The 26,921-nt window shown below is 63.0% G+C and carries 14 protein-coding genes; 9 read left to right on the forward strand and 5 right to left on the reverse strand.

What is annotated here, in order from left to right; translation table 11 throughout:
- Positions 1-96: 96 nt before the first annotated feature.
- Positions 97-12,993: a non-ribosomal peptide synthetase gene (locus FW800_RS05865; RefSeq protein WP_446437206.1), complete on the reverse strand. Its 12,897-nt coding sequence runs from the start codon at positions 12,991-12,993 to the stop codon at positions 97-99.
- A 51-nt stretch (positions 12,994-13,044) separates the two neighbouring features.
- Positions 13,045-13,797 carry a thioesterase II family protein gene (locus FW800_RS05870; protein ID WP_446437207.1) on the reverse strand — a complete coding sequence of 251 codons (753 nt, stop codon included), beginning with the start codon at positions 13,795-13,797 and terminating at the stop codon, positions 13,045-13,047.
- Between the two features lie 301 nt (positions 13,798-14,098).
- Here FW800_RS05870 and FW800_RS05875 point away from each other — a divergent pair, with 301 nt between their 5' ends.
- Positions 14,099-14,650, forward strand: coding sequence for an RNA polymerase factor sigma-70 (locus tag FW800_RS05875; RefSeq protein ID WP_005789991.1), 552 nt, complete (start codon positions 14,099-14,101; stop codon positions 14,648-14,650).
- A 574-nt stretch (positions 14,651-15,224) separates the two neighbouring features.
- Here FW800_RS05875 and FW800_RS05880 read toward each other — a convergent pair.
- Positions 15,225-16,013 carry a substrate-binding periplasmic protein gene (locus tag FW800_RS05880; protein WP_078821952.1) on the reverse strand — a complete coding sequence of 263 codons (789 nt, stop codon included), beginning with the start codon at positions 16,011-16,013 and terminating at the stop codon, positions 15,225-15,227.
- Positions 16,014-16,105: 92 nt separating this feature from the next.
- A complete protein-coding gene (locus tag FW800_RS05885; protein WP_005789994.1) occupies positions 16,106-16,729 on the reverse strand; it encodes a TetR/AcrR family transcriptional regulator in 624 nt (207 codons plus the stop codon).
- A gap of 153 nt (positions 16,730-16,882) precedes the next feature.
- Between FW800_RS05885 and FW800_RS05890 the strand changes: the two genes are divergently transcribed.
- From FW800_RS05890 to ppnP, 8 genes are all read left to right on the forward strand, one after another.
- Entirely contained in the window at positions 16,883-18,661 is a 1,779-nt protein-coding gene (locus tag FW800_RS05890) for an acyclic terpene utilization AtuA family protein (RefSeq protein WP_032880091.1), read from the forward strand.
- A 12-nt stretch (positions 18,662-18,673) separates the two neighbouring features.
- On the forward strand, positions 18,674-19,546 hold the full coding sequence (locus FW800_RS05895) for an SDR family oxidoreductase (RefSeq protein WP_446437208.1): 873 nt from the start codon (positions 18,674-18,676) through the stop codon (positions 19,544-19,546).
- Positions 19,547-19,550: 4 nt separating this feature from the next.
- On the forward strand, positions 19,551-21,167 hold the full coding sequence (locus FW800_RS05900; protein WP_446437209.1) for an acyl-CoA carboxylase subunit beta: 1,617 nt from the start codon (positions 19,551-19,553) through the stop codon (positions 21,165-21,167).
- A gap of 17 nt (positions 21,168-21,184) precedes the next feature.
- Complete coding sequence (atuD, locus tag FW800_RS05905) at positions 21,185-22,342, forward strand: citronellyl-CoA dehydrogenase (RefSeq protein WP_446437210.1); 1,158 nt, start codon at positions 21,185-21,187, stop codon at positions 22,340-22,342.
- Complete coding sequence (locus tag FW800_RS05910; RefSeq protein WP_446437211.1) at positions 22,339-23,100, forward strand: enoyl-CoA hydratase/isomerase family protein; 762 nt, start codon at positions 22,339-22,341, stop codon at positions 23,098-23,100. The genes atuD and FW800_RS05910 overlap by 4 nt, the downstream gene beginning before the upstream one ends.
- 108 nt (positions 23,101-23,208) lie before the next feature.
- Positions 23,209-25,092 carry an acetyl-CoA carboxylase biotin carboxylase subunit gene (locus tag FW800_RS05915; protein ID WP_446437212.1) on the forward strand — a complete coding sequence of 628 codons (1,884 nt, stop codon included), beginning with the start codon at positions 23,209-23,211 and terminating at the stop codon, positions 25,090-25,092.
- Between the two features lie 74 nt (positions 25,093-25,166).
- The gene (locus FW800_RS05920; protein WP_005790007.1) at positions 25,167-25,709 is read left to right on the forward strand and encodes an exonuclease domain-containing protein; all 543 of its coding nucleotides are present in this window, start codon (positions 25,167-25,169) and stop codon (positions 25,707-25,709) included.
- Positions 25,710-25,773: 64 nt separating this feature from the next.
- Entirely contained in the window at positions 25,774-26,055 is a 282-nt protein-coding gene (gene ppnP, locus FW800_RS05925; protein ID WP_032880083.1) for a pyrimidine/purine nucleoside phosphorylase, read from the forward strand.
- 48 nt (positions 26,056-26,103) lie between these two features.
- On the opposite strand, the gene FW800_RS05930 is transcribed toward ppnP, so the two are convergent.
- Positions 26,104-26,910, reverse strand: coding sequence for an MOSC domain-containing protein (locus FW800_RS05930; RefSeq protein ID WP_005790011.1), 807 nt, complete (start codon positions 26,908-26,910; stop codon positions 26,104-26,106).
- Positions 26,911-26,921: the final 11 nt, after the last annotated feature.

A 26,921-nucleotide genomic window follows, 5' to 3' on the forward strand; every position in this document is an offset into this window, starting at 1 on the left:
CATCGCAGGCAAGCCAGCTCCCACATTTGAATGTATTCACAACTCAACATGTGGGAGCAGGCTTGCCTGCGATGAGGCCCTGACAGACAACGAAGATTAAAGCACCTCCAACTCCGCCATCAAATCACTCAACCGATCCACCTTCTCGGCACTGATTTCATTAGCGGCCAACCCGTCGATATACTCAGCCAACTCCGCCACCGTGCTGCACTCGAACATCGCCCGCAGCGGCACATCGCGCTGCAAGGTTTTCTGCACCCGCGAGGCGATCTGCGTAGCCAGCAAGGAGTGCCCGCCCAGTTCGAAGAAGTTGTCCTGCACCCCAACCCTTTCAACCTTCAACACCTCGGCCCAAATTCCGGCCAGGGTGGTTTCCAGTTCATTGCGCGGCGCCAGGTAGTCCTGGCTGTGCAGTTGGCCGATCTCCAGGGCCGGCAGGGCCTTGCGGTCGAGTTTGCCGTTGGCGTTGAGTGGCAGGCGCTCAAGCCAAAGCCAGTGCAGCGGCACCATGTACTCCGGCAGTTCGGCACGCAGGCGTTGCTTGATGCGGTCCAGACGCTCGCCAGCGTTCAACGGCTCATCGGCTGCCACCAGGTAGCCAACCAGATGCTTGCCGTTAACGCCCTCCTGAACGCCGACCGCCGCATCACGCACTTCCGGTTGTTCGTGCAGGCGCGCTTCGATTTCACCCAGTTCGATGCGGTAGCCGCGAATCTTCACCTGATGGTCGATCCGCCCGACGTACTCCAGCACGCCATCGCTGCGGCGCCGCGCCAGGTCGCCGGTGCGGTAGAGACGTTCGCCCGGTGCGCCAAATGGGTTGGGCACAAAGACTTGGGCGGTGCGTAGCGGATCGCTGACATAACCGCGGCCGACACCGGTGCCGGCGACACACAGTTCACCGACTGCGCCCTGGGGCACCAAGTCGAGCGCACCGTCGAGCAGGTACAAACGGTTGTTGTCGGTCGGCGTACCTATCGGCAGGTAAGTGCCACGGGTCGAGGCCAGGTCAACGCGGAAGAACGCCACATCATCCGAGCACTCCGCCGGGCCATAAGCGTTAACCAGACCTATCTGCGGATAGCGCAGCAACCACTGGTGCGCCAGTTCCGGTGGCATGGCTTCACCGGTGGGCAGCATCCAGCGCAGGCCATCGAGGCCGATACGCTCCTGGGCCAACATGCCCTGGATCAGCGACGGCACACTCTCCAGCACAGTGATGCCCTGTGCTTGAACGTGCGCCAGCAACCCCTGCGGATCATGGGCAATGGTGTTCGGCACAATATCTACCCGCGCACCAAACAGCGGCGCGGCGAGGAACTGCCAGACGGAAATATCAAAGCTTTGCGAAGCGGTCTGGGCGATCACATCCGCGTCGCTCAGCCCCAGATACGGCACCTTGCTCAACTGGTTATTGAGCATCCCGCGCTGTTCGACCATCACGCCCTTGGGCAAGCCGGTGGAGCCCGAGGTATAGATCACGTAGGCGAGGTTGTCCGGGCCGCTATAGAAGCCTGGGTTTTCGCCACGGGCAGGGATTTCCTCCCACACCAGCAGTTGGCAATCGACCCCTTCGAGCAGTTCGATGGCCTGTTCCCGGCACGCCTCGGTGCACACCAGCAAGGGCGTGCGGCTCAGGTCGATGATGCGGCTCAGGCGCGGACCCGGCAGCCCCGGATCCAGCGGCAGGTAGCCAGCGCCGGCCTTGAAACTGCCGATGATCATGCCCAGCAGGTCCAACCCACGTTCAGCCAGCAACGCCACCGGTTGGTCCAGGCCCACACCCGCCGCAATCAGCGCGTGGCCCAGGCCATTGCTGCGGCGGTTCAGCTCGTCATAGCTCCATTGCTGGTCGAGGCAACTGGCGGCGATACGCTGCGGATGCTGCGCCACCTGTTGCTCGAACAACTCGATGTAGCTGCGCTCCAGCGGGTAGGCATGTGCGCTCTGGTTACAGCCTTCCACCAGGAATTCACGTTCCTGCTCGCCAATCAGCGGCAAATCAGCCATGTCGCCATGGAAGCCTTGCACCAGCGCCAGCAGCAGGCGCTTGAACTCACTGAGCATGCCTTGCACGGTGCTTTCGTCGAAGTAGCGCTGGTCGTAGGACAGGTGCAAACCAAGGTCGTCCCCTGGATAACACACGGCAGTCAGCGGGAAGTTGGTGTGGGTGCGCCCGGAATCGGACGTGGCATTCAGGCTTTGCGCACGGTCCAGCACCGAGACTTCCACCGGGGCGTTTTCGAACACAAACAGGCTGTCGAACAACGGCTGGCCCTTGGGCAATTCGCTGTGCTCCTGGATGGTCACCAGCGGCAGGTATTCGTACTCGCGCAGCTGCATATTGCTGTCGAGCAAGGCGCTCAACCACTGGCGCACGCTGCAAGGCTGGCCGTCCTCGGGCAGTTTCACCCGCAGTGCGATGCTGTTGATAAACAGGCCGACGGTACGTTGCATCTCGGGCATCTCTACCGGGCGCCCGGCCACGGTGACACCGAACAACACATCGCGATCGCCACTCAAGCGACGCAGCACCAATGCCCATGCCGCCTGGGCAAAGGTGTTGACGGTGAGCTGGTGCGCCTGCGCCAGTTCACGCAGTTGCGCACCGTCACGGGCATCGAGACGGGTGTAGCAGTCGCCCACCACCATGCCGCCGCTACCGCCGGCATGTTCGCGCAGGAACGGGCGATCGCTCGGGATCGGCGTGGTGCGTTCGAAGCCTTGCAGGTTGTGTTGCCACCACTGGCGCGCTTCATTGAGGTTCTGGCGTTGCAGCCAGGCAATGTAGTCGCGGTAGCGCGGCGGCGTCGCCAGTTGCGCATCGCGACCCTCGCCCAGGGCCATGTAGATATCGAAGAAATCATTCATCAGCAGCGAACGGCACCAGGCATCGATGAGGATGTGGTGGTTGCTCATCATGAACCAGTAACGTGCCTCGCCCACGCGGATCAGGCGCAAGTGGAACGGAGCCTGGTTGAGCAGATCGAAACCGGCTTCACGCTCGGCCTTGAGCAACGCTTGCAGACGCGGTTCCTGCTCATCCTGCGGCTCGGCGCTCCAGTCCAGGTATTCAATCGGCGTACTGCCGGGCTTGTGGATCACTTGCAGCATGTCTTCGCCGACGTTCCAGCAGAACGAAGCGCGCAAGGCTTCATGGCGGGCGATCACCGCTTGCCAGGCCTGGGCGAAACGCTCGGGGTCCAGGGCACTGTTGATGCGGTAACGGTCCTGCATGTAATACAGGCCGGTGCCCGGTTCCAGCAAGGTATGCAGCAACAGGCCCTCTTGCATCGGGGTCAGCGGGTAGACGTCTTCGATGGCGCTGGCCGGAACCGGCAAGGCATCCAGTTGCGCCTGGGTCAGGTGCGCCAGGGGGAAATCGGACGGTGTGAGGCCTCCGGCATCGTCCTGCAGGCAATGGGCGATCAGGCTGCGCAGTTCGGCCAGGTAGGCGTCCGCCAGGTTGCGGATGGTGTGCGCATCGTGGCGCTCACGACTGAAGGTCCAGCGCAGCACCAGCTCACCGCCGTAGACCTGGCTGTCGACACTCAGCTCATTGGGCAGCGGTGCATCCGGGTCATGGGCCAGGCCGGCGGACTCATCCAGCGGGTGGAACAGCGCCTCAGCGCCAAAGCTCTGGTCGAACTGACCGAGGTAGTTGAAGGTGATGTCGGCGCCTGGCAATGCCGCCATGCTGCGTTTGCACAGGTCGTCCGCCAGGTAGCGCAGCACGCCGTAGCCCAAGCCCTTGTGCGGCACGCCGCGCAGTTGCTCCTTGATCGCCTTGATCGAGGCGCCCTGCTCGGCCAGCGGGGTCAGACGCAACGGGTAGGCACTGGTGAACCAACCGACGCTGCGCGTCAGGTCGATCTCATCGAACAACGGTTCGCGGCCGTGGCCTTCCAGCTGAATCAACGCCGAGTCGTGGCCGCTCCAGCGGCACAGCACGCGGGCCAGGGCCGTCAACAACAAGTCGTTGACCTGGGTGCGGTAGGCGCTCGGCGCTTGCTGCAACAGTTGGCGCGTGGTCTCTGCGTCCAGGCGCACGCTGACCGTCTCGGCGTCACGATTGCGCAAGCTGCCTTGCGCGCGTGCCACCGGCAGTGTCACGGCCGGGCCGGCCAACTGGTCCTGCCACAGGCTTAACTCTTCGCGCAGGGATTCGCTGCCGGCGTACGCCTGCAAACGCGCGGCCCAATCGCGCAACGCGCTGGTCTTGGCCGGCAGGCTGACAGACTGGCCGTCACTGAGTTGGCGATAAACGTTTTGCAGATCCTCCAGCAATACACGCCACGACACGCCATCGACCACCAGGTGATGGATCGCGATCAGCAAGCGCTGCTGGCCCTGCGGCCCGTCCACCAGCAACGCACGCAACAGCGGCCCGTGCTCAAGGTCGAGGCTGCGCTGGGTATCGGTGAACAGCGCGGTGCATTGCTCCACGTCGCGCACCTGCGCCTGCATCAGCACGCCGCCTTCCGGCACGGCCAGGTGTTCGGCATGCCACTGCGCGTCGCGCCGGGTGAAGCTCAGGCGCAGCGCGTCGTGATGTTCCAGCACCGCCAGCAACGCTTGCTCCAGGCGATGGGGGTCGAGCAGTAGCAACGGCTTGAGCACCAGCGCCTGGTTCCAGTGCTGGCGCGCCGTAATATCGGTGTCGAAGAACCAATGCTGGATCGGCGTAAGCCCAGAGCTGCCGGTCAATACACCTTGCTCGGCGGTGACCTGCTGCGAACGGGTGGCGACAGCGGCCAGGGTTTGCACGGTCTGGTGCTGGAACAGGTCACGGGGGCTGAAATGGATCCCGGCCTGGCGCGCCCGGCTGACCACCTGGATCGACAGGATCGAGTCACCGCCCAGCTCAAAGAAGTTATCGTCGAGGCCGACTTGCTGCACATTCAACACCGCGCACCAGATGGCGGCCAGGCGGTGTTCCAGCGCATTGCGGGGCGCCACGTAGGCTTGGCGATTGGCCTCAGGGTCCGGCTCAGGCAAGGCGCGGCGGTCGAGCTTGCCGTTGGCGGTCAGCGGCATACTGTCCAGCACGATCAAATGCGCAGGCACCATGTAGTCCGGCAGTTGCGCCTTGAGGTGCGCCTTCAGCGCCTCGCGCAAGGCGACAGGCTCGGCATCGCTGACCAGGTACGCCACCAGTTGCTTGCCGCTCGGTGCATCCAGGGCCAGCACTACCGCTTCGCGCACGGCGGCATGTTCGAGCAAGCGCGTTTCAATCTCGCCCAACTCGATACGGAAACCGCGAATCTTCACCTGGTGGTCGATACGGCCCAGGTATTCCACCAGGCCATCGGCGCGTTGACGCACCAGGTCGCCGGTGCGGTACAGGCGCCCGCCCTTGGCGGTAAACGGATCAGCGACAAACCGCTCCGCCGTCATCCCTGGCCGGCGGTGGTAGCCCTGGGCCAGGCCGGCACCGCCGATATACAACTCACCACTGGCGCCTTGGGGCACCAGCGCCAGGTCGGCGTCGAGAATGTAGGCCACGCGCTCACCGATGATGCTGCCAATCGGCACGCTGCCGGCGCCCTCCTCCAACTGCTGCGGCGCCAGGCTGGCCAGCGGCATCACCACGGTTTCGGTGGGGCCATAGGCGTTGAAGAACACCTCAGGCATGAACGCCGCACGAATACGTTGCAGGTGCTCGCCGGTCAAGGCTTCGCCACCGGTGATGCACATGCGCACCGGCAAGGTCTGCTGCCGGGTCGCCAGCCACTGCGCCAACTGGCTGCCATAGCTGGGGGTAAAGCCAAGGACATTGATGCGATGGGTACGAATCAGCGCGCAGATTTCTTCGGCATCCCACTGGCCCTGGGCGCGCAATACCACGTGGGCACCGCTGAGCAGCGGCACCAGCAAACGCTCGGTGGCAGCGTCGAAGTTGATCGAATAAAAGTGCAGCTCGCAGTCATCCGGACGCATACCGAACCGTTCGATCACCGCCTGACAATGCATGGCGATTTCACCGTGGGACACCACCACGCCCTTGGGCTTGCCAGTGGAGCCGGAGGTATAGATCAGGTACGCCTGGTGTTGCGCCAGGCTCACAAACGGCAGCGCATCGGCAGGGTAATTCTCCAGCACCGGCAGGTCGTCTTCCAGGCACCAGCACGCCACGGTCGTCGGTAATTCGCCGAGGGCTTCGAACATCGCCGCATCGCTGAGCAGCAGGCCGATGTCGCTGTCCTCGATCATGTAATGCAGGCGGTCCAACGGGTATTCCGGGTCCAGCGGCACGTAGGCGCCACCGGCCTTGAGGATCGCCAGCAGGCCGATGACCATTTCCAGCGAGCGCGGCAGTGCCAGGCCGACCCGTACCTGCGGGCCCACCCCGCGCTCGCGCAGCATCCAGGCCAGGCGGTTGGCGCGGGCGTCCAACTCTGCATAAGTGAGGGTCATACCGGCAAAGGTCAGCGCTGGGGCATCGGCACGCTGGCTGGCTTGATGGCTGAACAGCTGATGGATGCATTGGTCGAGGCGATGCTCGCCCTTCTCAACCCCGAGGCTGTCCTGCAATGCGCGCTGTTCATCTGCGCTCAACAACGGCAATTCGCTGAGACGCTGCTGCGGGTTGGCGATCAAGGCGTGCAACAGGTTGCGCCAATGTTCGGCCATGCGCGCAATGCGCGGTTCATCAAACAGGTCGGTGCTGTAGGTCAGGCAGCAACCCAGGCGATGGTCGAGGTCGGTAACTTCCAGGTTAAGGTCGAACTTGGTCGCCCGCGCATCGTTGGCCAGGTACTCGACGGTCATGCCCGCCAGTTGGCGGCTCTGCTGGAACTCCCAGCGCTGCACGTTGCACATCACCTGGAACAGTGGGTTATACGCGGCACTTCGCGCCGGTTGCAGGGCTTCCACCAGATGATCGAACGGCAGGTCCTGGTGAGACTGGCCCTCGATCACCGTATGACGGACTTGCTCGAACAGCTGGGCGACACTCATCTGCCCATCGAGCTGGCAACGCAGCACCTGGGTGTTGAGGAACGCGCCGATCAGCCCTTCGCTTTCCGGACGAATGCGGTTGGCGACCGGCGCACCGATGCGCAGGTCGGTCTGGCCGCTGTAGCGGTAGAGCAACACGGCCAGGGTGGCGGTCATGGTCATGAACAGCGTGAGGCCGCGCTCGGCATTGAAGGCGCGCACGCGGGCCGCCAACTCATCGCTCAGGTCAAAGCGGTACAGCTCGCCCTGGTGGCTTTGTACCGCAGGCCGTGGGCGATCACCGGGCAGTTCCAGCAGAGGATGTTCAGTGCCCAGTTGCGCGGTCCAGTAATCCAGCTGGCGTTGGCGCTCGCCGGACTCCAGCCACTGGCGCTGCCACACGCTGTAGTCGAGGTACTGCACCGGCAGCGGCGCCAGCGGCGAATCGCGTTCATCAATAAAAGCTTCGTACAAGGCGCTGAGTTCACGGGCAAAGATGTCCATGGCCCAGCCTTCGGTGACGATATGGTGCAGGGTCAGCACCAGGTAGTGTTCCTGCTCGCCGGCCTTGACCAGGCAGGCCCGCAGCAGCGGCCCGGTTTCCAGGTTGAACGGGGTGTGCGCTTCTTGATCCGCCAGTTGCTGCAAACGCTGTTGGCGCTCGGTTTCGCTCAGCGCTGAGAAGTCCTGCCAATCCATGCGCACGCCGGTCTGCGGTGCGACCTTCTGGCACGCCACGCCGTCAACGCTCGGGAAGGTGGTACGCAGGGTTTCGTGACGCATGATCAATGCCTGCAACGCCGCCTCGAAACGTTGCACATCCAGCACGCCGCGCAGGCGCGCCATGCCGCCGACGTTGTAGGCCGGGCTGTCCGGTTCCATCTGCCAGAGGAACCACATGCGCTGCTGGGAATAGGACAACGGCACCGGCGCGCTGCGGTCGACCTTGGCGATTGCGCTTTGTTGATTGCGCTGCCCCGCCGCCAGGATCAGCCCGACCTGCTCGACAAAGGCGCCCAACTCACTGGCTTCGAACAGGGTGCGCAACGGCAGCTCGACGTCACACGCCTGGCGGGTGCGCGAGATGATTTGCGTGGCCAGCAACGAGTGCCCGCCCAAGGCGAAGAAGTCATCGCGCAGGCCAATGCGCGGCAGGCCCAAGACCTCGCGCCAGATCGCGGCGATTTGCAGCTGCAAAGGCGTGTGCGGTTCGACGTGTTCGCGGGTTTGCCAGACCGGCTCGGGCAAGGCGCGCCGGTCGAGCTTGCCGCTGGGGCTCAGCGGCATGGCGTCCAGGCGCATCAGCAGCGCGGGCACCATGTATTCCGGCAATTGGGCGGCCAGGGCGGTTTTGACCTGTTGCTCATCCAGTTCGGTGTGGGCGGTGTAATAGCCGATCAACTGCGCGTCGCGCACCAGCACCACGGCTTGGGCGATACCGTCCTGGGCCAGCAGGCGTGCTTCGATTTCTTCCGGTTCCACCCGGAACCCACGCACTTTGACCTGCTGGTCCAGGCGCCCGAGGTATTCAAGCACGCCATCGGCACTCCAGCGCGCCCGGTCACCGGTGCGATACAGGCGTGCGCCCGCCGCACCCAAGGGGTCCGCAACAAAGCGTTCGGCCGTCAGCCCGGCACGACCAAGATAACCACGCGCCAGGCCGATGCCGCCGATGCACAACTCGCCCGGCACCCCGGCCGGCAGCGGGTTGAGCTGCTCGTCGAGCACGCGGCAGATCACATTGCCCAACGGCCGACCAATCGGCGAGCGCTCACCATCGGTGGCGGAGCAATGCCAATGGGTGACGTTGATTGCGGTTTCGGTCGGGCCATAACGGTTGTGCAACTGCACTGCCGGCAACTGCGCCAACACGCGGTTGCGCAACTCGGCGGGCAAGGCTTCGCCGCCGGAGAACATACGGCGCAAGCTGGTGCATTCGGCTGCCAGCGGTTCATCGATAAACAGCTGTAACAACGGTGGCACAAAGTGCAGCGTGGTCACGCCATGTTCCTGCACCAACTGCGCGATGCGGTGCGGGTCGCGGTGTTCACCCGGCCCCGCGAGCACCAGGCGGCAACCGGTGATCAGCGGCCAGAAACACTCCCACACCGACACGTCGAAACTGATCGGCGCCTTTTGCATCAGCACATCGGTTTCATTCAATTGATAGGTGGCCTGCATCCACTGCAAACGCTCGGCCAGCGCGCCATGGGTGTTGCCCACGCCTTTGGGCAGGCCGGTGGATCCAGAGGTGTAGATCACATAGGCAAGGTTATCGGCGTGCAGGTGCAAGCCTGGCGCTTGGGTCGGCCAGTTGTCGAGGTGCAGGCTGTCCATGGCAATCACGCACACGCCTTCGGCAGTCGGCAACTGCTCCAGCAACGCGGTTTGGGTCAGCAGCAGGTGTACGCCACTGTCCTTGAGCATGTAGGCCAGGCGCTCGGCAGGGTAATCCGGATCGAGCGGCACGTAGGCGCCACCGGCCTTGATGATGGCCAGCAGGCCGATCAGCAGTTGCGGCGAACGCTCGGCGGCGATGGCCACACACACGTCCGGGCCGACGCCTTTGTCGCGCAGGTAGTGGGCCAGGCGGTTGGCCTGGGTATGCAGTTGGGCGAAGGTCAGGCTGCCGTGCTGCCAGATCAGCGCAGTGGCGTCCGAATTCTGTTGGCTGAGCAACTCAGGCAGCCACTGCCGGGCCGGCTCGCAGGGCGCTTCGCCCCAGGGTTGCTGCTGGCCGGGCGGCATCAACGACAGGTCGCCGATGGCCTGTTGCGGTTGTTCGCAGACCGCTTGCAACACGCTGACGTAGTGCTCGGCCAGGCGCTGGATAGTCGCGCTTTCGAACAGCTCATCGGCGTAGTCGAACGACAGGCTGAAGCGCCCGTTGCGGTCTTCTTCGCTATGCAGTTGCAGGTCGAACTTGGCTTCGCGGCTGTGCCATGGCAGTTCATCGGCCAACAGCCCCGGCAAGCGGCGCAAGGCACTCAGGTCACGTTGCTGGTGGTTGAACATCACCTGGAACAGGCCCTGTTCACGGGCCTGGGGGAAGGCTTCCAGCAATTGTTCGAAGGGCAAGTCCTGATGGGCCTGGGCCCCCAACGCACTGTGGCGGGTGGCGGCCAGCAGTTGGTCGAACGGCAGGCGCCCGTCCAGCTCGGCACGCAGTACCAGGGTGTTGATAAAGAAACCGATCAGGCCCTGGGTTTCCTGGCGCGGGCGGTTGGCATTGGGCACGCCGATGCGAATATCGCGCTGGCCGCTGTAGCGATGAAGCAAGGTCTGGAACGCCGCCAGCAACAGCATGAACGGGGTCGACTCATGAGCCTGGGCGGTTTGGCGAATCGCGGCGCTGAGGCGTGTATCCAGACGCAGGCTATGCCGCGAGGCGCTGTGCCGATGCTGGGCCGAACGCGGGTGATCGGTGGCCAGGTTCAAGGCCGGATGCTCTTCACCCAACTGCGCTGTCCAGTACGCCAGCTGGCGCGAGCCTTCGCCTTCGGCCAGCCATTGGCGCTGCCAGCTGCCGTAGTCGGCGTAGTGCAGGGCCAGCGGCGGCAGCTCAAGGGGCTGCCCTTGGACAGCAGCGGCGTATAGGCGCGAGAACTCGTCGATCAGGATATTCAGCGACCAGCCGTCGGCAATGATGTGGTGCAGCGTCACCAGCAGTTGGTGATCTTCATCGTTCAGCCGCACCAGGGTAACCCACAGCAGCGGGCCTTTCTCCAGGTCGAACTGGGTACGCGCTTCATCTTCGCGAATCTGCTGCGCACGCGCTTGGCGCTCGGCAGCGGGCAAGTCACTGAGGTCGATGACTTGCAGCGCAAAATCCGTCGCGGCGTCGACACGCTGAAAGCCCTGACCATCGCGCTCGTAAAAGCGCGTACGCAGGGCTTCGTGGCGTTGGATCAGTTGCTGGAAGCTTGCGCGCAACGCCTCTTCATCCAGCTCGCCACGCAGGTGCAAGGCACCGGGAATGGTGTAGGCGCTGCTGTGCGGGTCCAACTGCCAGGTGATCCACAGGCGGTTCTGTGCCAGAGACTGGGGCAGCTCTTCCTGGCGCGACAACGCGTGAATCACGCCCTGGGCGACGCCGCCGTCCTGTTGCAATTGCGCCACGCCCGCCGCGAAGGCAGACAGCGTCGGTGCCTCGAACAGCAGGCGCAGGTTCAGTTCCAGGCCCAGGGTTTCACGCAGGCGGGCGACCACTTGGGTGGCGCTGATGGAGTTGCCACCCAGCAGGAAGAAATGGTCATCGGCGGCCACGCTGGGCAGCTGCAATTGCTCGCACCAGATCGCCGCGATCAGTTGTTGCACATCAGACGCCAGCGCCGCGCCGCTCGCAGCCTCTTGTACTCCGGGGTATTGCGCATAGCTATCGAGGCTGTCATCGGCGTGGCGAATCGCGCAGGCTGCGCGCTGTACCTTACCGCTGGAGGTTTTCGGCAGCGCACCGGGGTTAAGCAGCACCACCACGCTCGGGGCTTGCTGGCAGGACTCGGCCACCGCTTGGCGGATCGCTTTGATCAGTGCTTCTGGCGGCAGGATTTTCTGCACGCTGCGGCTGATTTCCGCAGCAATGCCGATGCCCTCCAGGCCCTGGTCATTCACGGCAAAGGCGGCGACGCGACCTTTGCGCACCACCTCCACTTCACGCTCGATGGTCTGTTCAATGTCCTGGGGGTAGAGGTTGTGGCCGCGCACGATCAGCAGGTCTTTGAGGCGACCGGTGATATACACCTCGCCGTCGCGGATGAAACCCAGGTCACCGGTGCGCAACCAGGTGCGGCCGGCGTGCTGGACGAAGGTCTTGGCGCTGGCTTCGGGGTTGCGCCAGTAACCGTGGGCGATACTCGGCCCCGTGGCCCAGAGTTCGCCGACACAGTTGTCGGCAAGCTCGGTGAGGGTATGCGGGTCGGCGATCAGCACAGCGTGGTCCGGCTGGCTGGTGCCGCAACTCATGATCGCACTGCCCTGCCCCGGTTCGGCACGGTTGGCGGCCAGCGCTTGCTCGTCCACGTGCATCGCGGGAATCCCACAACCACGGGTGCCGCCGGCAACAAACAGGGTCGCTTCGGCCAAACCGTAGGAGGCGAAGAAGTTGTTCGGCGTGAAACCGCAGACGGCGAATTTTTCCGCGAAGCGCTCCAGGGTATCGAGGCGAATCGGCTCGGAGCCGGAATAGGCCACGCGCCAGCGGCTCAAATCCAGGCGTTCGAGGGCCGACTCGCTGACCCGCTCGCTGCACAGGCGGTAGGCGAAATCCGGACCGCCACTGATGGTGCCGCCGTATTCGCTGATCGCTTCCAGCCAACGCAACGGTCGGGCGAGAAAATAGGCCGGCGACATCAACACACAGGGCACGCCGCTGAAAATCGGTTGCAGCAAACCACCGATCAGGCCCATATCGTGGTACAGCGGCAACCAGCTGACGATCACATCATCGGGGTTGAGGTCGATACCGAAGCCACGACGGATCAGCACTTCGTTGGCCACCAGGTTGCCATGGCTGACTTGCACGCCCTTGGGCAAGGCGGTGGAGCCCGAGGTGTATTGCAGGAAGGCGATGTCGTCGGCCTGCAATTGGGGCTCGACCCAGTGCTCGGCAAGCTGCGCCTCCAGGGTGTCCACGCTCAGCACCGGCGGCGCGTTTTCAATCTGCGCCAGGTCCTCGCTGAGGCTGGCAATCGTCAACAACAGGCGCGGCTCGGCATCGCTGATGATCGACAGCAGGCGCTCCTGATGATGGCGGCGCGTGGACTCCGGCGGATACGCCGGCACCGCGATCACCCCGGCGTACAGGCACCCAAAGAACGCTGCGACGTAGTCCGGGCCGCTGGGGAACAGCAGCACCGCCCGTTCGCCCAGGCCGGCATTGGCTTGCAAGGCGGCGGCGATGGTGCGGGCGCGTTGGTCCAGGTCGCGGTAGCTGAGTACCACACTGTGCTCGGCGCTGTCGGCAAGGAAGCGCAACGCGACCTGATCCGGTGTCTGCGCAGCGCGGCGTTGAAGGGACTGGACCAGGGTGCGGGGGAGTTCGAAGGCGTCCATCATGGGGTTCCTGCCTGAAATCGGCTTACGGGAAATTCGGGAAATCGGTGAGGTTCAGCCGGCGGCAAGTTGCCGTGCCGCGCCAATGCGCCAGCGCGCCAAGTGCTCGTCGGCATAGCGCCGAAGGCAGCGCAATACGGCGCTTTCGTGCTGTACGAGAAAGAAGTGATGGCCGTCGAACATATCCAGGGAGAAACCGCTGGCGGCGTCGAGTTGCCAGTCGAGCAACTGGTCGGCGCGTACGCTGTCCTGCTTGCCGCCAAACACATGGATTGGCAGGCCAAGCGGCTCGCGCTCGCCGTAGATGAAGCTGCCGCACAGCAGAAAGTCGGCGCGCAGGATCGGCAACATCAACTGCATCAACTCGGGGCTGGCTAGGGCTTCTTCGCCAGTGCCTTGCAACTCGCGCAGGCGGGCGATCAGTTGGGCATCGGTCTTCTCTATAGCGTATTCGCTGACATCGCGCCGCGCCGGGCCAGCCGTGCCTGAAGCAAATAACGCCAGGGGCGCAGGCACATTGCGCGCGCTCAAGGCATGGGCCAACTCGAACGCCAACAGCCCACCCAGGCTGTGGCCGAACAAGGCATAAGGGCCGTCGAGATCACGGCTGATTTCCTCAGCCAATTGCGCCGCCAGAGCCTTGATATCGCGCTGCAACGGCTCGTCCATGCGCCTGCCGCGCCCGGGTAATTCCAGCGGGCATACCTGCAACCAATCCGGCAGGACGCGACGCCAGCGAGCATAGACCGAGGCGCTGGCGCCTGAGTGGGGCAGGCAAAACAGACGCAGCCGGGCGGGCGTATTCATCACGCAAGCACTCCAAACTGACACATGCCCAATGCACGATAAAAACCCATCTGCTCCTCCTGCGGGTGCTGATCCTTGGCCGTTTGTTAACAAGCCTGTCACCCAGAAGAACGGACGGCCCCGGCAAATAATTAGTCGCAGGCGGCGAGCGAGACGTAGTTCACACCTTCCACAAAGGCATAAGATTAGTTCGCCTTCTCATTTGACAATCATTATCATTCAGCATAATTTGTTGCCCGATGTGTAGGAGGCCTCAGCAAGGACGCCCTCCCCTAACCTCTTTTGCGACAAGGTGATTTCCATGACGGAACAAGTATCCACAGGCAGGTGCGACTCACCCCTTCTGCAGGCGTTCGTCGATAATCGACTGATATTGGTGAAGATCGCCGCACGCATTACCGGGTGCCGCTCCCGTGCCGAAGACGTGGTACAGGACGCCTACTTCCGGTTGCAGTCAGCGCCGACGATCACTTCATCGTTCAAGGCCCAACTGAGTTACCTGTTCCAGATCGTGCGTAACCTGGCGATCGATCATTACCGCAAGCAGGCCCTGGAGCTCAAATACTCGGGGACCGAAGAGGAAGGCTTGAATGTGGTCATTCACGGCGCTTCACCGGAAACCTCCCATATCAATTTCAACACCCTGGAAAACATCGCCGACGCCCTGACGGAACTGCCCCAGCGCACCCGCTATGCGTTCGAGATGTACCGCCTGCATGGCGTGCCGCAAAAGGATATCGCCAAGGAGTTGGGGGTTTCGCCGACATTGGTAAACTTCATGATTCGCGATGCGCTGGTGCATTGCCGCAAGGTGTCGGGCAGCCACAGCGATACGTTTGCGCGCAGGGTTTGAGCGCGGCGGGCCCATGCTGCGGGAGCAGAGGCGTGATGCTGGTACCGATGAGCATGGGTATCCACACAACTCGTGTAGCCGCAACCAACCGTAACCACAATGCGAAGCGAGCCGCTCGTGATCTTGATCTTGATCTGCTTTTGATCTCAGGCGCCCCGTCAAACCACGCTGGCCGTAATTCGCCATGGATTTGGGGGGTAAACCGGCAGGGATGCCGGTTTAGCCGCCCCGCGCCATGGATGGCGCGTGGCGGCGGCCCCCCAAATCCATGGCGGATTACGGGCACACCGAGCCTAAGCGAGGTGCCGAGTGGTGGGGCAAGAGCCTTTTTGGTTACTTTTGGGGCTCTTTTCCAAAAGTGACCCGCTGTAAAAGCGGAACCCTAAGTGGCCGTTACCGCAGGAATGGATATGTACTCGGTCTGATCCAACATCCTGGTCGGCTCTTAGGCCGCCATCGGGGGCAAGCCCCCTCCCACATTTGGATCTTGGCGTGTCAGGTAGATATGCGCCAGCTATCCGACCGTCACGGGAGCCAGCTCCCTCGCGCCCCATCAAAAGGTTTCAAATCCCCCTCAGGGCACTGGCGTCAGATCAATACGATACGGCTCGAAAATCTTCAGCATCTGCCCATTGTCCCGCAAGCCCTTGAGCAATGCGGAAAACGCCTCTGCCGTGATCGGTGCCTTGGGCCGCAGCAACGCGTAATGGTGATACACCTGGTCAATGCGCTCGGACACCAGAAATTGCCCGGCCATGTCCACATTGCGCACCAGAAAATCACTCAGATACGAACGCGTCACCAAGGCAATATCAGCCCGCCCACGCGCGACCATCAACAGGTTGCTGTCATGGGAATAAGTCAAGGTGGCGTTGAAGTGCTGGGCCATGTTCCTGGGATCCGGGTTGAAACCCGCAAAGGCATAGTGATAGCCGCTGAAGACTGCCAGGCGCTTGCCGGCAAGGTCGGCAAAATAGCTTTCGTCGCGACCGGGCTGACGTTGGGCGACGAAGATTTCTGCGTCTTCCAGGCCCATGTCGACGCTGGTATGGGCAATATCCCGCCAGCCCCAGGACGGATTCTCGAAAATCGCCATGTCGACCCGGCCTTGCTCGAAATCGCGGAAACGCCGGGGAATAGATGTGGGCACCAAGACAAACTGGTAGTCGGTTTGCGCAGCGTTCAGGGCCTCGATCAATTGCGGCAGCAAACCGGTATCGGCACCTTGTTCAGGACGTACGGTGTAAGGCGGAAAGTGCGCCGCGCCGATCCTCACCAATTGCGCAGCGCCCGCCTGCGTCCACGCGGCGCTGCCCAGTGCCCATAATGCAAGTCCTGCAGCCAGCCGCCATGGCGAAAACATCGAGGCACACACCGTTGAATATTCTGATGGCGCTAAGCTAGGCGTTTTTATCGGGGGAGACAACGTTCGCCCTCAAATTAATAACGTGCACCTCAATCCGCCTTTAACACCATCAGCAGGGCCTCTTCGGCCAATTCTTCAAGGGTCAGGCTGCCCTGGGTACGGAACCAGGTAGTGGTCCAGGACAACGCGCCCGTCAGGAAGCGCCGAGTAATAAACACGTCACCGCGGATATACCCGGCGGTCTTGGCCTCACCCAATACCTGCAACCAGATATCTTCATAAACGTCGCGCAAGGCCAGCACCTGGGCCTGGCCCTCGGCCGACAGCGAACGCCATTCGTAGACCAGCACCGCCATGGCCTCGCCGCTGCCGCCCATGATCGACTGCAACTCGCAGCGAATCAGCGCCAGCACACGCTCGCGCACAGTGCTCGCCTCTTCCAGCGCGGCGCGCATCATTGCGGTGTTGTAGTGGATGGTTTCTTCCATCACCGCCCGCAGAATCTCGTCCTTGCTCTTGAAATGATGAAAGATGCTGCCCGACTGTATGCCCACGGCGCTGGCAAGGTCACGCACGGTCGTGCGCTCAAAACCCTTGTTGCGAAACAGGTGAGCCGCGGTTTGCAGCAATTTGCCCCGGGCGCTCTCGGGGTCGGTCAATCGGCCACCGGCGACCATGGCGCGCATCACCCCCAGGGCTTTGTGCTCATCCATGCTGCTCTCCTTCACTTGTGCTGACATCTTGGGCGGCAATTTAGGCCGTGGCCGCCACCCAAGCAAGCGCTTGGGTAAAACTTGTGCGCACAGTTTACAAACCAAGCGCTTGCTTGGTAGTCTCGACGCCAGCCCCTGGAGGAAGGATTTCTCATGAGCAAAACGGTTCGTATCGGCTGCGCCAGCGCCTTCTGGGGTGACACCTGCACGGCGGCCGCTCAATTGGTGCAAGGCGGCGCCCTGGATTACCTGGTGTTCGACTACCTGGCGGAAGTCACCATGTCGATTCTCGCCGGAGCACGCATGAAAGACCCCAAGGCCGGTTACGCCACGGACTTTGTCGAGGTCCTCACGCCCTTGCTGGCGGATCTCCAACGCCAGGGCATCCGCGTGATCAGCAATGCCGGCGGCATCAACCCCCAGGCCTGCGCCGCCGCCCTGCAAGCGGCCTGCGACCAGGCCGGCATTGCGCTGAAAATCGCGGTGCTGCTCGGCGATGACCTGCACCCCCAACTCAAACACCTGCCCAACGTCACCGACATGTTCAATGGCGCCCCGCTGCCACCTTTGTGCGTGTCCGCCAATGCCTACCTTGGCGCGCCGGGGATTGCCCAGGCCCTGGGGCTTGGCGCCGATATCGTCATCACCGGCCGAGTGGTCGACAGCGCGGTGGTCAGCGCGGCCTTGGTGCACGAGTTCAACTGGTCATGGCAAAACTACGATCATCTGGCCCAGGCCGCCCTGGCCGGGCATATCATCGAATGCGGTGCCCAGTGCACCGGCGGCAATTTCACCGATTGGCGCGACGTACCGGACTACGAGCACATCGGCTTCCCCATCGTCGAAGTCAGCGCCGACGGCCAGTTCACCGTCAACAAAGTCGAAGGCAGCGGCGGCCTGATCAGTGAACTCAGCGTGGCCGAACAACTGCTGTATGAAATCGCTGATCCGCGCGCCTATCTGCTGCCGGATGTGATCTGCGATTTCAGCCAGGTCAAGTTGCAGCAGCAAGGCAAGCATTCAGTGCGCGTGCACGGCGCCAAGGGGCTGCCACCCACCGATCAGTACAAGGTCAGCGCCACCTATCCTGATGGTTTCCGCTGTACCGCCAGTTGCCTGCTTGCCGGGATCGACGCGGTGGCCAAGGCCGAGCGGGTCAGCCAGGCGATCATCAACAAGACCGAGCAACTGTTCAGCCAACGCGGTTGGGCGCCCTACACCGACGTGAACATTGAGCTGCTGGGCAGCGAAGCCACCTACGGCGCCCATGCCCGGCGTGAGGATTGCCGCGAAGTGGTGATGAAACTGGCCGTGAGGCACCCGAGCAAACAGGCCCTGGTGCTGTTCGCCCGCGAGATCGCGCAAGCGGCCACCGGCATGGCGCCGGGGCTCACCGGCATCGTCGGCGGGCGGCCTACGGTCTACCCGTTGATTCGGCTGTTTTCGTTTCTGATCGACAAGGCGGCCTGTGCACTGAGCATCGATTATCAAGGCCAACGCCATGCCGTCGAACTGCCCGCCGCGCTCCCCCTACGCACGCCCGCTGCCCCCATCGAACCGCCCAAACCCCAAGGCCGCGCCGACGCCAGCGTGCCTCTGGTGAAACTTGCCGTGGCGCGCTCCGGTGACAAGGGTAACCACAGCAATATCGGCGTGATCGCCCGCCACCCCGACTATCTGCCATGGATCGCCGAAACGCTGACCCGGGAGGTGATCGTCGACTGGATGAGCCACGTGCTCGACCCCCTTCACGGCCGCGTCGAGCGCTGGTATCTACCCGGCAGCCACAGCCTGAATTTCCTGCTGGAAAATGCCCTGGGCGGCGGTGGTATCGCCAGCCTGCGCATCGACCCGCAAGGCAAAGCCTTTGCCCAGCAACTGCTGGAAATCCCCATCGCCGTGCCGCAACACATTGCCGACCAACTCACCTAAAGGACCGTCGCCGTGGCCTTCGACTCGATCTTCAAAGCCGACCTGTTCCAGGGGCAAACCGTGATTGTCACCGGAGGCGGCAGTGGCATTGGCCGCTGCACCGCCCATGAGCTGGCGGCCTTGGGCGCTCGCGTGATCCTGGTGGGTCGCAAGCCGGAAAAACTGCAGAAGGTCGCAGCGGAAATTGCCGAAGATGGCGGCGACGCCCATTGGCATGTCTGTGATATTCGTGATGAAGAAGCGGTGAAGGCGCTGGTCACGCAGATCCTGCACGACCATGGCCACATCCATGGCCTGGTCAATAACGCCGGCGGCCAATACCCCTCGCCCCTGGCCGCCATCAACCAAAAGGGCTTTGAAACCGTACTGCGCACCAACCTGGTGGGTGGTTTCCTGGTGGCGCGGGAAGTGTTCAACCAGTCGATGAGCAAGCACGGTGGATCAATCGTCAACATGCTCGCCGACATGTGGGGCGGTATGCCCGGCATGGGCCATTCCGGCGCAGCGCGCGCGGGCATGGATAATTTCACCAAGACCGCCGCGTTTGAATGGGGCTATGCCGGGGTGCGCGTCAACGCCGTGGCGCCCGGCTGGATTGCCTCCAGCGGCATGGACACCTATGAAGGCGCGTTCAAGGCCGTGATCCCCACCTTGCGCGAGCATGTGCCGCTCAAACGCATCGGCACCGAGTCGGAAGTCAGCGCGGCCATCGTTTTTCTACTCAGCCCGGCCGCGGCCTTTGTCAGCGGCAGCACGCTGCGCATCGACGGTGCCGCCAGCCTGGGCAGTCGGGCATGGCCGCTGCACAAGGCGCAGGCGCCGAGCCAACCCTTCAATGGGTTCCACCGGGCCTATCTGCCGGATGTGCTCAAGACGGAGCAATAACGCGATGCCGACGATTGAAACCCTGGTCGATCCCCACAGCCCACAGTTCACGCAGAATCGCGCCGCCATGCTGGCCGCCATTGCCCAGTTGCATCAACTGGAACACAACCTGCTGGCCAAGGCTGAGGAGGCCAGGCCCAAGTTCGACAAGCGCGGCCAATTGCTGCCCCGCGAGCGCCTCAACCTGCTGCTCGACCCGGGCGCGCCGTTTCTGGAACTGGCCAGCCTGGCCGGCTACAAACTCCACGACGACAAGGACGGCAGCGCCGCCGGTGGCGGGCTGATCGCCGGCATCGGCTATGTCAGCGGCGTGCGTATGTTGGTGGTGGCCAACAACAGCGCGATCAAGGGCGGCACCATTTCCCCCTCGGGCCTGAAGAAATCCCTGCGCCTGCAACAGATCGCCATGGAGAACAAACTACCGGTGGTGACCCTCGCCGAAAGCGGCGGCGCCAACCTCAATTATGCCGCCGAGATTTTCGTCGAAGGCGCGCGCAGCTTTGCCAACCAGGCGCGCATGTCGGCGATGGGCCTGCCGCAGATCACCGTGGTGCATGGCTCGGCCACAGCAGGCGGTGCGTATCAGCCGGGCTTGTCGGATTACGTGGTGGTGGTGCGCGGCAAGGCCAAGCTGTTCCTTGCCGGGCCACCACTGCTCAAGGCCGCCACCGGCGAAGTCGCCAGCGACGAAGATTTGGGCGGTGCGCAGATGCACGCGCAAACCGCCGGCACCGCTGAATACCTGGCGGAAAATGATGCCGATGGCGTGCGTATCGTGCGAGAAATTGTCGGTCTGCTGCCGTGGAATGACCGGCAGCCGCCAGCGGTAAAAAACACTTATGCCGAGCCGCTGTACCCCATCGACGAGTTGCTGGGGCTGATCCCCGATGATCCGAAAAAGCCCTACGACGTGCGCGAAATCCTCGCGCGCCTGGCCGACGCCTCTCATTTCCTGGAGTTCAAAAGCGAGTTCGACGCCCATACCGTCTGCGGCCATCTGCATATCCAGGGCCGCGCCGTTGGTGTGATCGGCAACAACGGCCCCATCACGCCGAAAGGCGCGAGCAAAGCCGCGCAGTTTATCCAGCTGTGTGATCAGAGCCGTACGCCGCTGCTGTTCCTGCACAACACCACCGGCTTCATGGTTGGCACCGAGTCCGAACAGCAAGGGGTGATCAAGCACGGTGCAAAGATGATTCAGGCGGTGGCCAACGCCCGCGTGCCTAAACTCACGGTGGTGGTCGGTGGCTCCTACGGTGCCGGTAACTATGCGATGTGCGGGCGCGGCCTTGACCCCCGTTTTATATTCGCCTGGCCCAACAGCCGCACAGCGGTAATGGGCGGCGCGCAAGCCGGCAAGGTGCTGCGCATCGTCACCGAGGCCAAGCAGTTGAAGGACGGCCTGGTGCCCGACCCAAAGGTGCTGGACATGCTCGAACAGGTCACCGCGCAGAAGCTCGACAGCCAGTCCACCGCGCTCTACGGCAGCGCCAATCTGTGGGATGACGGGTTGATCGATCCACGGGATACCCGCACCTTGCTTGGGTTCCTGCTGGATATCTGCCATGAGGCTGAACTAAGGCAACTGCAACCGAACAGCTTTGGTGTGGCGCGATTCTAATCAGGAGAACAATAAAAATGATCTTCACCCAGGAACACCAGGAACTGCGCCGCACCGTGCGCGCCTTCGTCGACCGCGAGATCAACCCCCATGTCGACGAGTGGGAAAAAGCCGGGCGCTTTCCCATCCATGAGATCTTCCGCAAGGCCGGCGACCTGGGCCTGCTGGGTATTTCCAAGCCGCAGCAGTTCGGCGGTATGGGCCTGGACTACAGCTACTCCATCGTCGCCGCCGAAGCGTTCGGTAGCATCCACTGTGGTGGCATCCCCATGTCCATCGGCGTGCAGACCGACATGTGCACCCCGGCCCTGGCTCGCTTCGGCTCCGATGAATTGCGCGAAGAGTTCCTGCGCCCGGCCATCAGCGGTGAACAGGTCGGCTGCATCGGCGTGTCGGAAACCGGCGCCGGCTCCGACGTGGCCGGGCTCAAGACCCATGCGCGTAAAGACGGCGACGACTATGTGATCAACGGCAGCAAGATGTGGATCACCAACTCGCCCAGCGCTGACTTTATCTGCCTGCTCGCCAACACCTCCGATGACAAGCCGCATATCAACAAGTCGCTGATCATGGTGCCGATGAACACCCCGGGCATCAGCGTCAGCCCGCCCCTGGAAAAGCTCGGCATGCACAGCTCCGAAACCGCGCAGGTGTTCTTCGACGGCGTGCGTGTGCCGCAGCGCAACCGCATCGGCCATGAAGGCGCAGGCTTCATGATGCAGATGCTGCAGTTCCAGGAAGAGCGCCTGTTTGGCGCGGCCAATATGATCAAGGGCCTGGAGTACTGCATCGACAGCACCATCGAATACTGCAAAGAGCGCCAGACCTTCGGCAAGGCGCTGATCGACAACCAGGTGATCCACTTCCGCCTGGCCGAACTGGCCACCGAAATCGAGTGTCTGCGTGCGTTGGTCTACCAGGCTACCGAGCAGTACATCAAGGGCCAGGACGTGACTCGCCTGGCGTCCATGGCCAAGCTCAAGGCCGGACGCCTGGGCCGTGAGGTCAGCGACAGTTGCCTGCAATATTGGGGCGGCATGGGCTTCATGTGGGACAACCCGGTGGCCCGCGCCTACCGCGACGTGCGCCTGGTATCGATTGGCGGCGGTGCCGACGAAATCATGCTGGGCATCATCTGCAAACTGATGGGCACCCTGCCCGGTAAAAAGCCATGAGTACCCTGCTGCTGGAAGCCCATAACGGCGTGCTGCATATCACCCTCAACCGGCCCGAATGCCGCAATGCAATGAGCCTGGCCATGGTCAAGGAACTGCGTGCAGTACTGGCGCAATTGGACAGACAGGTACGCGCCGTGGTGATCAGCGGTGCGGGGGGGCATTTCTGCGCGGGGGCCGATGTGAAGGACCTGGTCGGCGCGGGGGATCAGTTACACGCGTTGAACCGCGCGTTCGGCACCTTGCTGCAAGAGGTGCAAGCACTGCCGCAGGTGGTAATCGTAGTGCTGCAAGGCGCGGTGCTGGGCGGTGGGTTTGGGTTGGCCTGTGTGAGCGATATTGCGATCGCCGAACACAAGGCGCAGTTCGGCTTGCCGGAGACCAGCCTGGGGTTGTTGCCGGCGCAGATAGCGCCGTTTGTGGTCAAGCGCATCGGCTTGACCCAGGCACGGCGGCTGGCGCTGACGGCGGCGCGGTTTGATGGGATCGAGGCTGGCCGTTTGGGCGTGGTGCATTTTGTCGAGCACGATGCCCAGGCACTGGCGCAGCGGCTGGATGAAGTGTTGGGGCAGGTATTGCAGTGCGCGCCGGGGGCCAATGCGCGAACCAAATCCCTGTTGCTGGCAAGCGTGGATGAGCCGCTTGATGCAGTACTGGACCGCGGGGCGCAGTGGTTTGCCGAGGCGGTGGCGAGCGAGGAAGGGATTGAGGGGACGCAGGCGTTTGTGCAGAAGCGAAAGCCGGGTTGGTCTCGATGACGCCATCGCAGGCAAGCCAGCTCCCACAGGGAACACATTTCAAATGTGGGAGCTGGCTTGCCTGCGAAGAGGCCCCAACACACGCCACATCCAGTAAGGGATAACCCAATGCCCGCCTTCACCAAAATCCTGATCGCCAACCGCGGCGAAATCGCCTGCCGTATCCAGCGCACTGCCCAAGCCCTGGGCTACCGCACCGTGGCCGTGTACAGCGACGCCGACACCCATGCCCTGCACGTGCAGATGGCTGACGAAGCCGTGAATATCGGCCCGGCTCCCGTACAACAGTCATACCTGAACATCGCCGCCATCCTCGACGCCGCCCGACGCACCGGCGCCGACGCCATCCACCCAGGCTACGGCTTCCTTTCGGAAAACCCCGACTTCGCCCGCGCCTGTCAGAACGCCCATATCGTTTTCATCGGCCCCAGCAGCGAAGCCATCGAGCTGATGGGCAGCAAGCGCCTGTCGAAGATCGCCATGCTCGACGCCGGTGTGCCCTGTATCGCCGGTTACCAAGGCAGCGCCCAGGACGACGCCACGCTGCAACAGGAAGCCGAGCGCATCGGCTTCCCGCTGATGATCAAGGCCAGCGCCGGTGGCGGCGGGCGTGGCATGCGCCTGGTACACCAACCTGAACAGCTGCTGGAGCAACTGCGCACTGCGCGCTCCGAGGCAATGAACGCTTTTGGCAGCGACGAACTGATTCTTGAGCAGGCCCTGATCGACCCGCGCCACGTTGAGGTGCAAGTGTTCGGCGATCGCCATGGCAACCTGATCTACCTGGGCGAGCGCGACTGTTCGATCCAGCGCCGCCATCAGAAAGTCATCGAAGAAGCGCCCTGCCCCGTGATGACGCCCGAACTGCGCCAGGCCATGGGCGACGCGGCGCTCGAGGCCGGGCGGGCGGTGAGCTACGTCGGCGCCGGTACCGTGGAGTTTCTGCTCGACCGCAATGGCCGGTTTTATTTCCTGGAAATGAACACGCGCCTGCAAGTCGAACACCCGGTGACCGAGCTGATCACCGGCCTTGACCTGGTGGCCTGGCAACTGCACATCGCCGCCGGCCAGCCGCTGCCGCTGGCACAAGCCGATGTGGTGCTGAGCGGCCACGCCATGGAAGTACGCCTGTACGCCGAAGACCCGGCCCAGGGCTTCCTGCCGCAAACCGGTGAGGTGCTGCGCTGGGAGCCTGCCGCCTGCGTGCGCATCGACCATGGCCTACGCGAAGGCGAAACCATCAGCCCGTTCTACGACCCGATGCTGGGCAAGATCATCGCCCACGGCGCCACTCGCGAAGAAGCTCGCCGAAAGTTGCTGCGGGCAGTGGAAGACACCGTGCTACTGGGTGTCACCACCAATCAGCGGTTTTTGGTTGATTTGCTCAAGCAGCCGGATTTTATCGCCGGCGAGTTCAGCACCGCCTTTATCGCCGAACGCTTCGGCCAGCTACTGCCCCAAGCGCCATCGACTGAACAGCTCAGCCTGGCCGCAGCGCTGTTTTACCGGCACAGCGCCGACCAGCATCCCCACGGCCTGGCGGGATGGCGCAACACCGCCAATGTGCCGTGCACCTACCGCCTGGAGGTCAATGGCCAAACCCACACCGTGAGTGCCGACGACCTGCAACTCACCATCGACGGTCGCTGGGTCACCTGGGTGCTCAACGGCATCCGCCGGCGTACCGCCTACTACATCGACGATACCCAACTGTGGCTGCCCGGCGTGAAGGTGACCAACCGCACCCAGCAGGTCGCCAGCCGCCAGGTGGATGCCAGCAGTGGCACGGTCAAGGCGCCGATGGATGGCGCCATTGTCGATATCCAGGTCAGCGTCGGCGACACAGTCACCAAAGGCCAACTGTTGCTGGTGCTCGAAGCGATGAAAATGGAGCACCCGCTGAAGGCCGGGATCGACGGCATCGTCAAGGCGGTGCAGGTCATGGCGGGCGATCAGGTGCGCAATCGTCAGGTTTTGCTACAGATCGAATAACGCCCTAGGCGGAACTACAGGGCCGGGCTACGCTCTATCCCCATCAGAAAGGGACGAGTACGGGAACCTGCACCATGCCTCATTGGCTGATTATTGACCTTGAAGCCACAACGGATGACGGCGGTTGGCCCGTGACGGAGATGGAAGTCATCGAGATCGGCGCCAGCCTGGTCAACCGCCAGGGCCGCGAACTGGATCACTTTCAGCGCTTTGTGCGGCCACTGCGACGGCCGTTGCTGACGCCCTTTTGCCGCAAGCTGACCCATATCACCCAAGCCAATATCGACGCAGCCACACCGATCACCGAGGTGTGGCCGCTGTTCGAGCGCTGGCTGGGCCAGCACCAGGCACGCCTGGAAGGCTGGGCCAGCTGGGGTGATTACGATCGCGTGCAACTTGAACTCGAATGGCAGCGCCATGGCCTGTCCAGCGCCCTGGGGCAAACGCCCCATGTAAACCTCAAGCAACGCTTTGCCAAGGCCCGGCGCCTGGACAAACCACTGGGGCTCAATGGTGCGCTGCAATTGGCGGGGATGCAGTTCAATGGCCAACAGCATCGCGCCCTGGAAGACGCGCGTAACACCGCACGCCTGTTACCGTTGATTTTGCCGGTCTAGGCAGCTCCCGTGGGCTTGGGCATACTGGCCGACCTTTCCAGACCCTTTTTCCGAGGATTCACCCATGTTCAAAGTCAACGAGTACTTCGACGGCACCGTCAAGTCGATCGCTTTCGGCACTGCAGAAGGTCCGGCGACCATCGGCGTGATGGCTCCGGGTGAATACGAATTCGGTACCGCCCAGCGTGAAATCATGCATGTGGTCTGCGGCGCACTGATCGTCAAACTGCCCGACGCCGAGTGGGAAACCTTCGCCGCCGGCAGCCAGTTCAACGTACCGGCCAACAGCAAGTTCCAGTTGAAGGTCGCCGTGGACACCGCTTACCTGTGTGAATACCGCGGCTAAGTATCACCGGTAAACAAAAATGCCCGTCTCCAGCGAGACGGGCATTTTTTATTCCAGGACCGTCACCGGCATCCCGACTTCCAAGTGGCCGATGCCATCGTTGACCAGGTTCTGGCCGAACATCGCGCCCTTCTCGGTCTTGCGATAGGTCTCCAGCGTCGCGAAGGGTTCGCGGTCGGGGCTGCGCTCGCCGGTGCGGGGATCAATGGTGGTTAGGATGCAACGCGAGCACGGCTTGACCACCCGGAACTCCACATCGCCGATGCGCAAGCGCTTCCAGCCATCCTCGGCAAAGGCTTGAGCGCCTTCGATCACCAGGTTGGGACGAAAACGCAGCATCTCCATCGGGCGGCCGATCTTCTCACACAAGTCATCCAGGGAGCCTTGGCCGATCAGTAACAGCGGGTAGCCGTCGGCAAAGCCGACCTTGTCGTCATCCTTGCCGTAGCCGGCTTCGGTGGTGCGCGCACGTTCCAGGGGAAGCTGCACCAGGCGCGTAGGCTTGCCGATAAACTCGCTGACCCAGGCGGCCGCCTCATCGCCAGCATCGGGTACGCGCAGGGTGTCGCGCCAGATGGTCACGCCGCGCAGTTCACTGGCACCCTCCGGCAACGCCACCTCCAACGATGAGTAGCCCGGCGAACTCAAGGTCAGGCCGCCAGCGTCGTTCCACAGCGCCGACAGTTGGCTCATCTTCGCCACCGCCCGCTGCGTCAGGAACCGCCCACTGGCTTCGTCCACCAGCATCCAACGTCGATCCCCTTGCAGGCCGAGTTTATCCAGGCCGATGTGCTGCAAGGCTTCGGCCTTGCCGGATTTGAGGGGGTAACGGTACAACGCGCTGAGACGAAGCATGGGCCTGCCTT

Source organism: Pseudomonas sp. 910_23 (assembly GCF_052850795.1).

What these genes read in the sequence shown, in the direction of transcription:
- FW800_RS05910 (WP_446437211.1), top strand. Translation starts at nt 22,339, where the DNA reads ATGAGTACCCTGCTGCTGGAAGCCCATAACGGCGTGCTGCATATCACC.
- FW800_RS05915 (WP_446437212.1), top strand. Translation starts at nt 23,209, where the DNA reads ATGCCCGCCTTCACCAAAATCCTGATCGCCAACCGCGGCGAAATCGCC.
- FW800_RS05870 (WP_446437207.1), bottom strand. Translation starts at nt 13,797, where the DNA reads ATGAATACGCCCGCCCGGCTGCGTCTGTTTTGCCTGCCCCACTCAGGC.
- ppnP (WP_032880083.1), top strand. Translation starts at nt 25,774, where the DNA reads ATGTTCAAAGTCAACGAGTACTTCGACGGCACCGTCAAGTCGATCGCT.
- FW800_RS05885 (WP_005789994.1), bottom strand. Translation starts at nt 16,729, where the DNA reads ATGGATGAGCACAAAGCCCTGGGGGTGATGCGCGCCATGGTCGCCGGT.
- FW800_RS05900 (WP_446437209.1), top strand. Translation starts at nt 19,551, where the DNA reads ATGCCGACGATTGAAACCCTGGTCGATCCCCACAGCCCACAGTTCACG.
- FW800_RS05920 (WP_005790007.1), top strand. Translation starts at nt 25,167, where the DNA reads ATGCCTCATTGGCTGATTATTGACCTTGAAGCCACAACGGATGACGGC.
- FW800_RS05865 (WP_446437206.1), bottom strand. Translation starts at nt 12,993, where the DNA reads ATGATGGACGCCTTCGAACTCCCCCGCACCCTGGTCCAGTCCCTTCAA.
- atuD (WP_446437210.1), top strand. Translation starts at nt 21,185, where the DNA reads ATGATCTTCACCCAGGAACACCAGGAACTGCGCCGCACCGTGCGCGCC.
- FW800_RS05930 (WP_005790011.1), bottom strand. Translation starts at nt 26,910, where the DNA reads ATGCTTCGTCTCAGCGCGTTGTACCGTTACCCCCTCAAATCCGGCAAG.
- FW800_RS05875 (WP_005789991.1), top strand. Translation starts at nt 14,099, where the DNA reads ATGACGGAACAAGTATCCACAGGCAGGTGCGACTCACCCCTTCTGCAG.
- FW800_RS05890 (WP_032880091.1), top strand. Translation starts at nt 16,883, where the DNA reads ATGAGCAAAACGGTTCGTATCGGCTGCGCCAGCGCCTTCTGGGGTGAC.
- FW800_RS05880 (WP_078821952.1), bottom strand. Translation starts at nt 16,013, where the DNA reads ATGTTTTCGCCATGGCGGCTGGCTGCAGGACTTGCATTATGGGCACTG.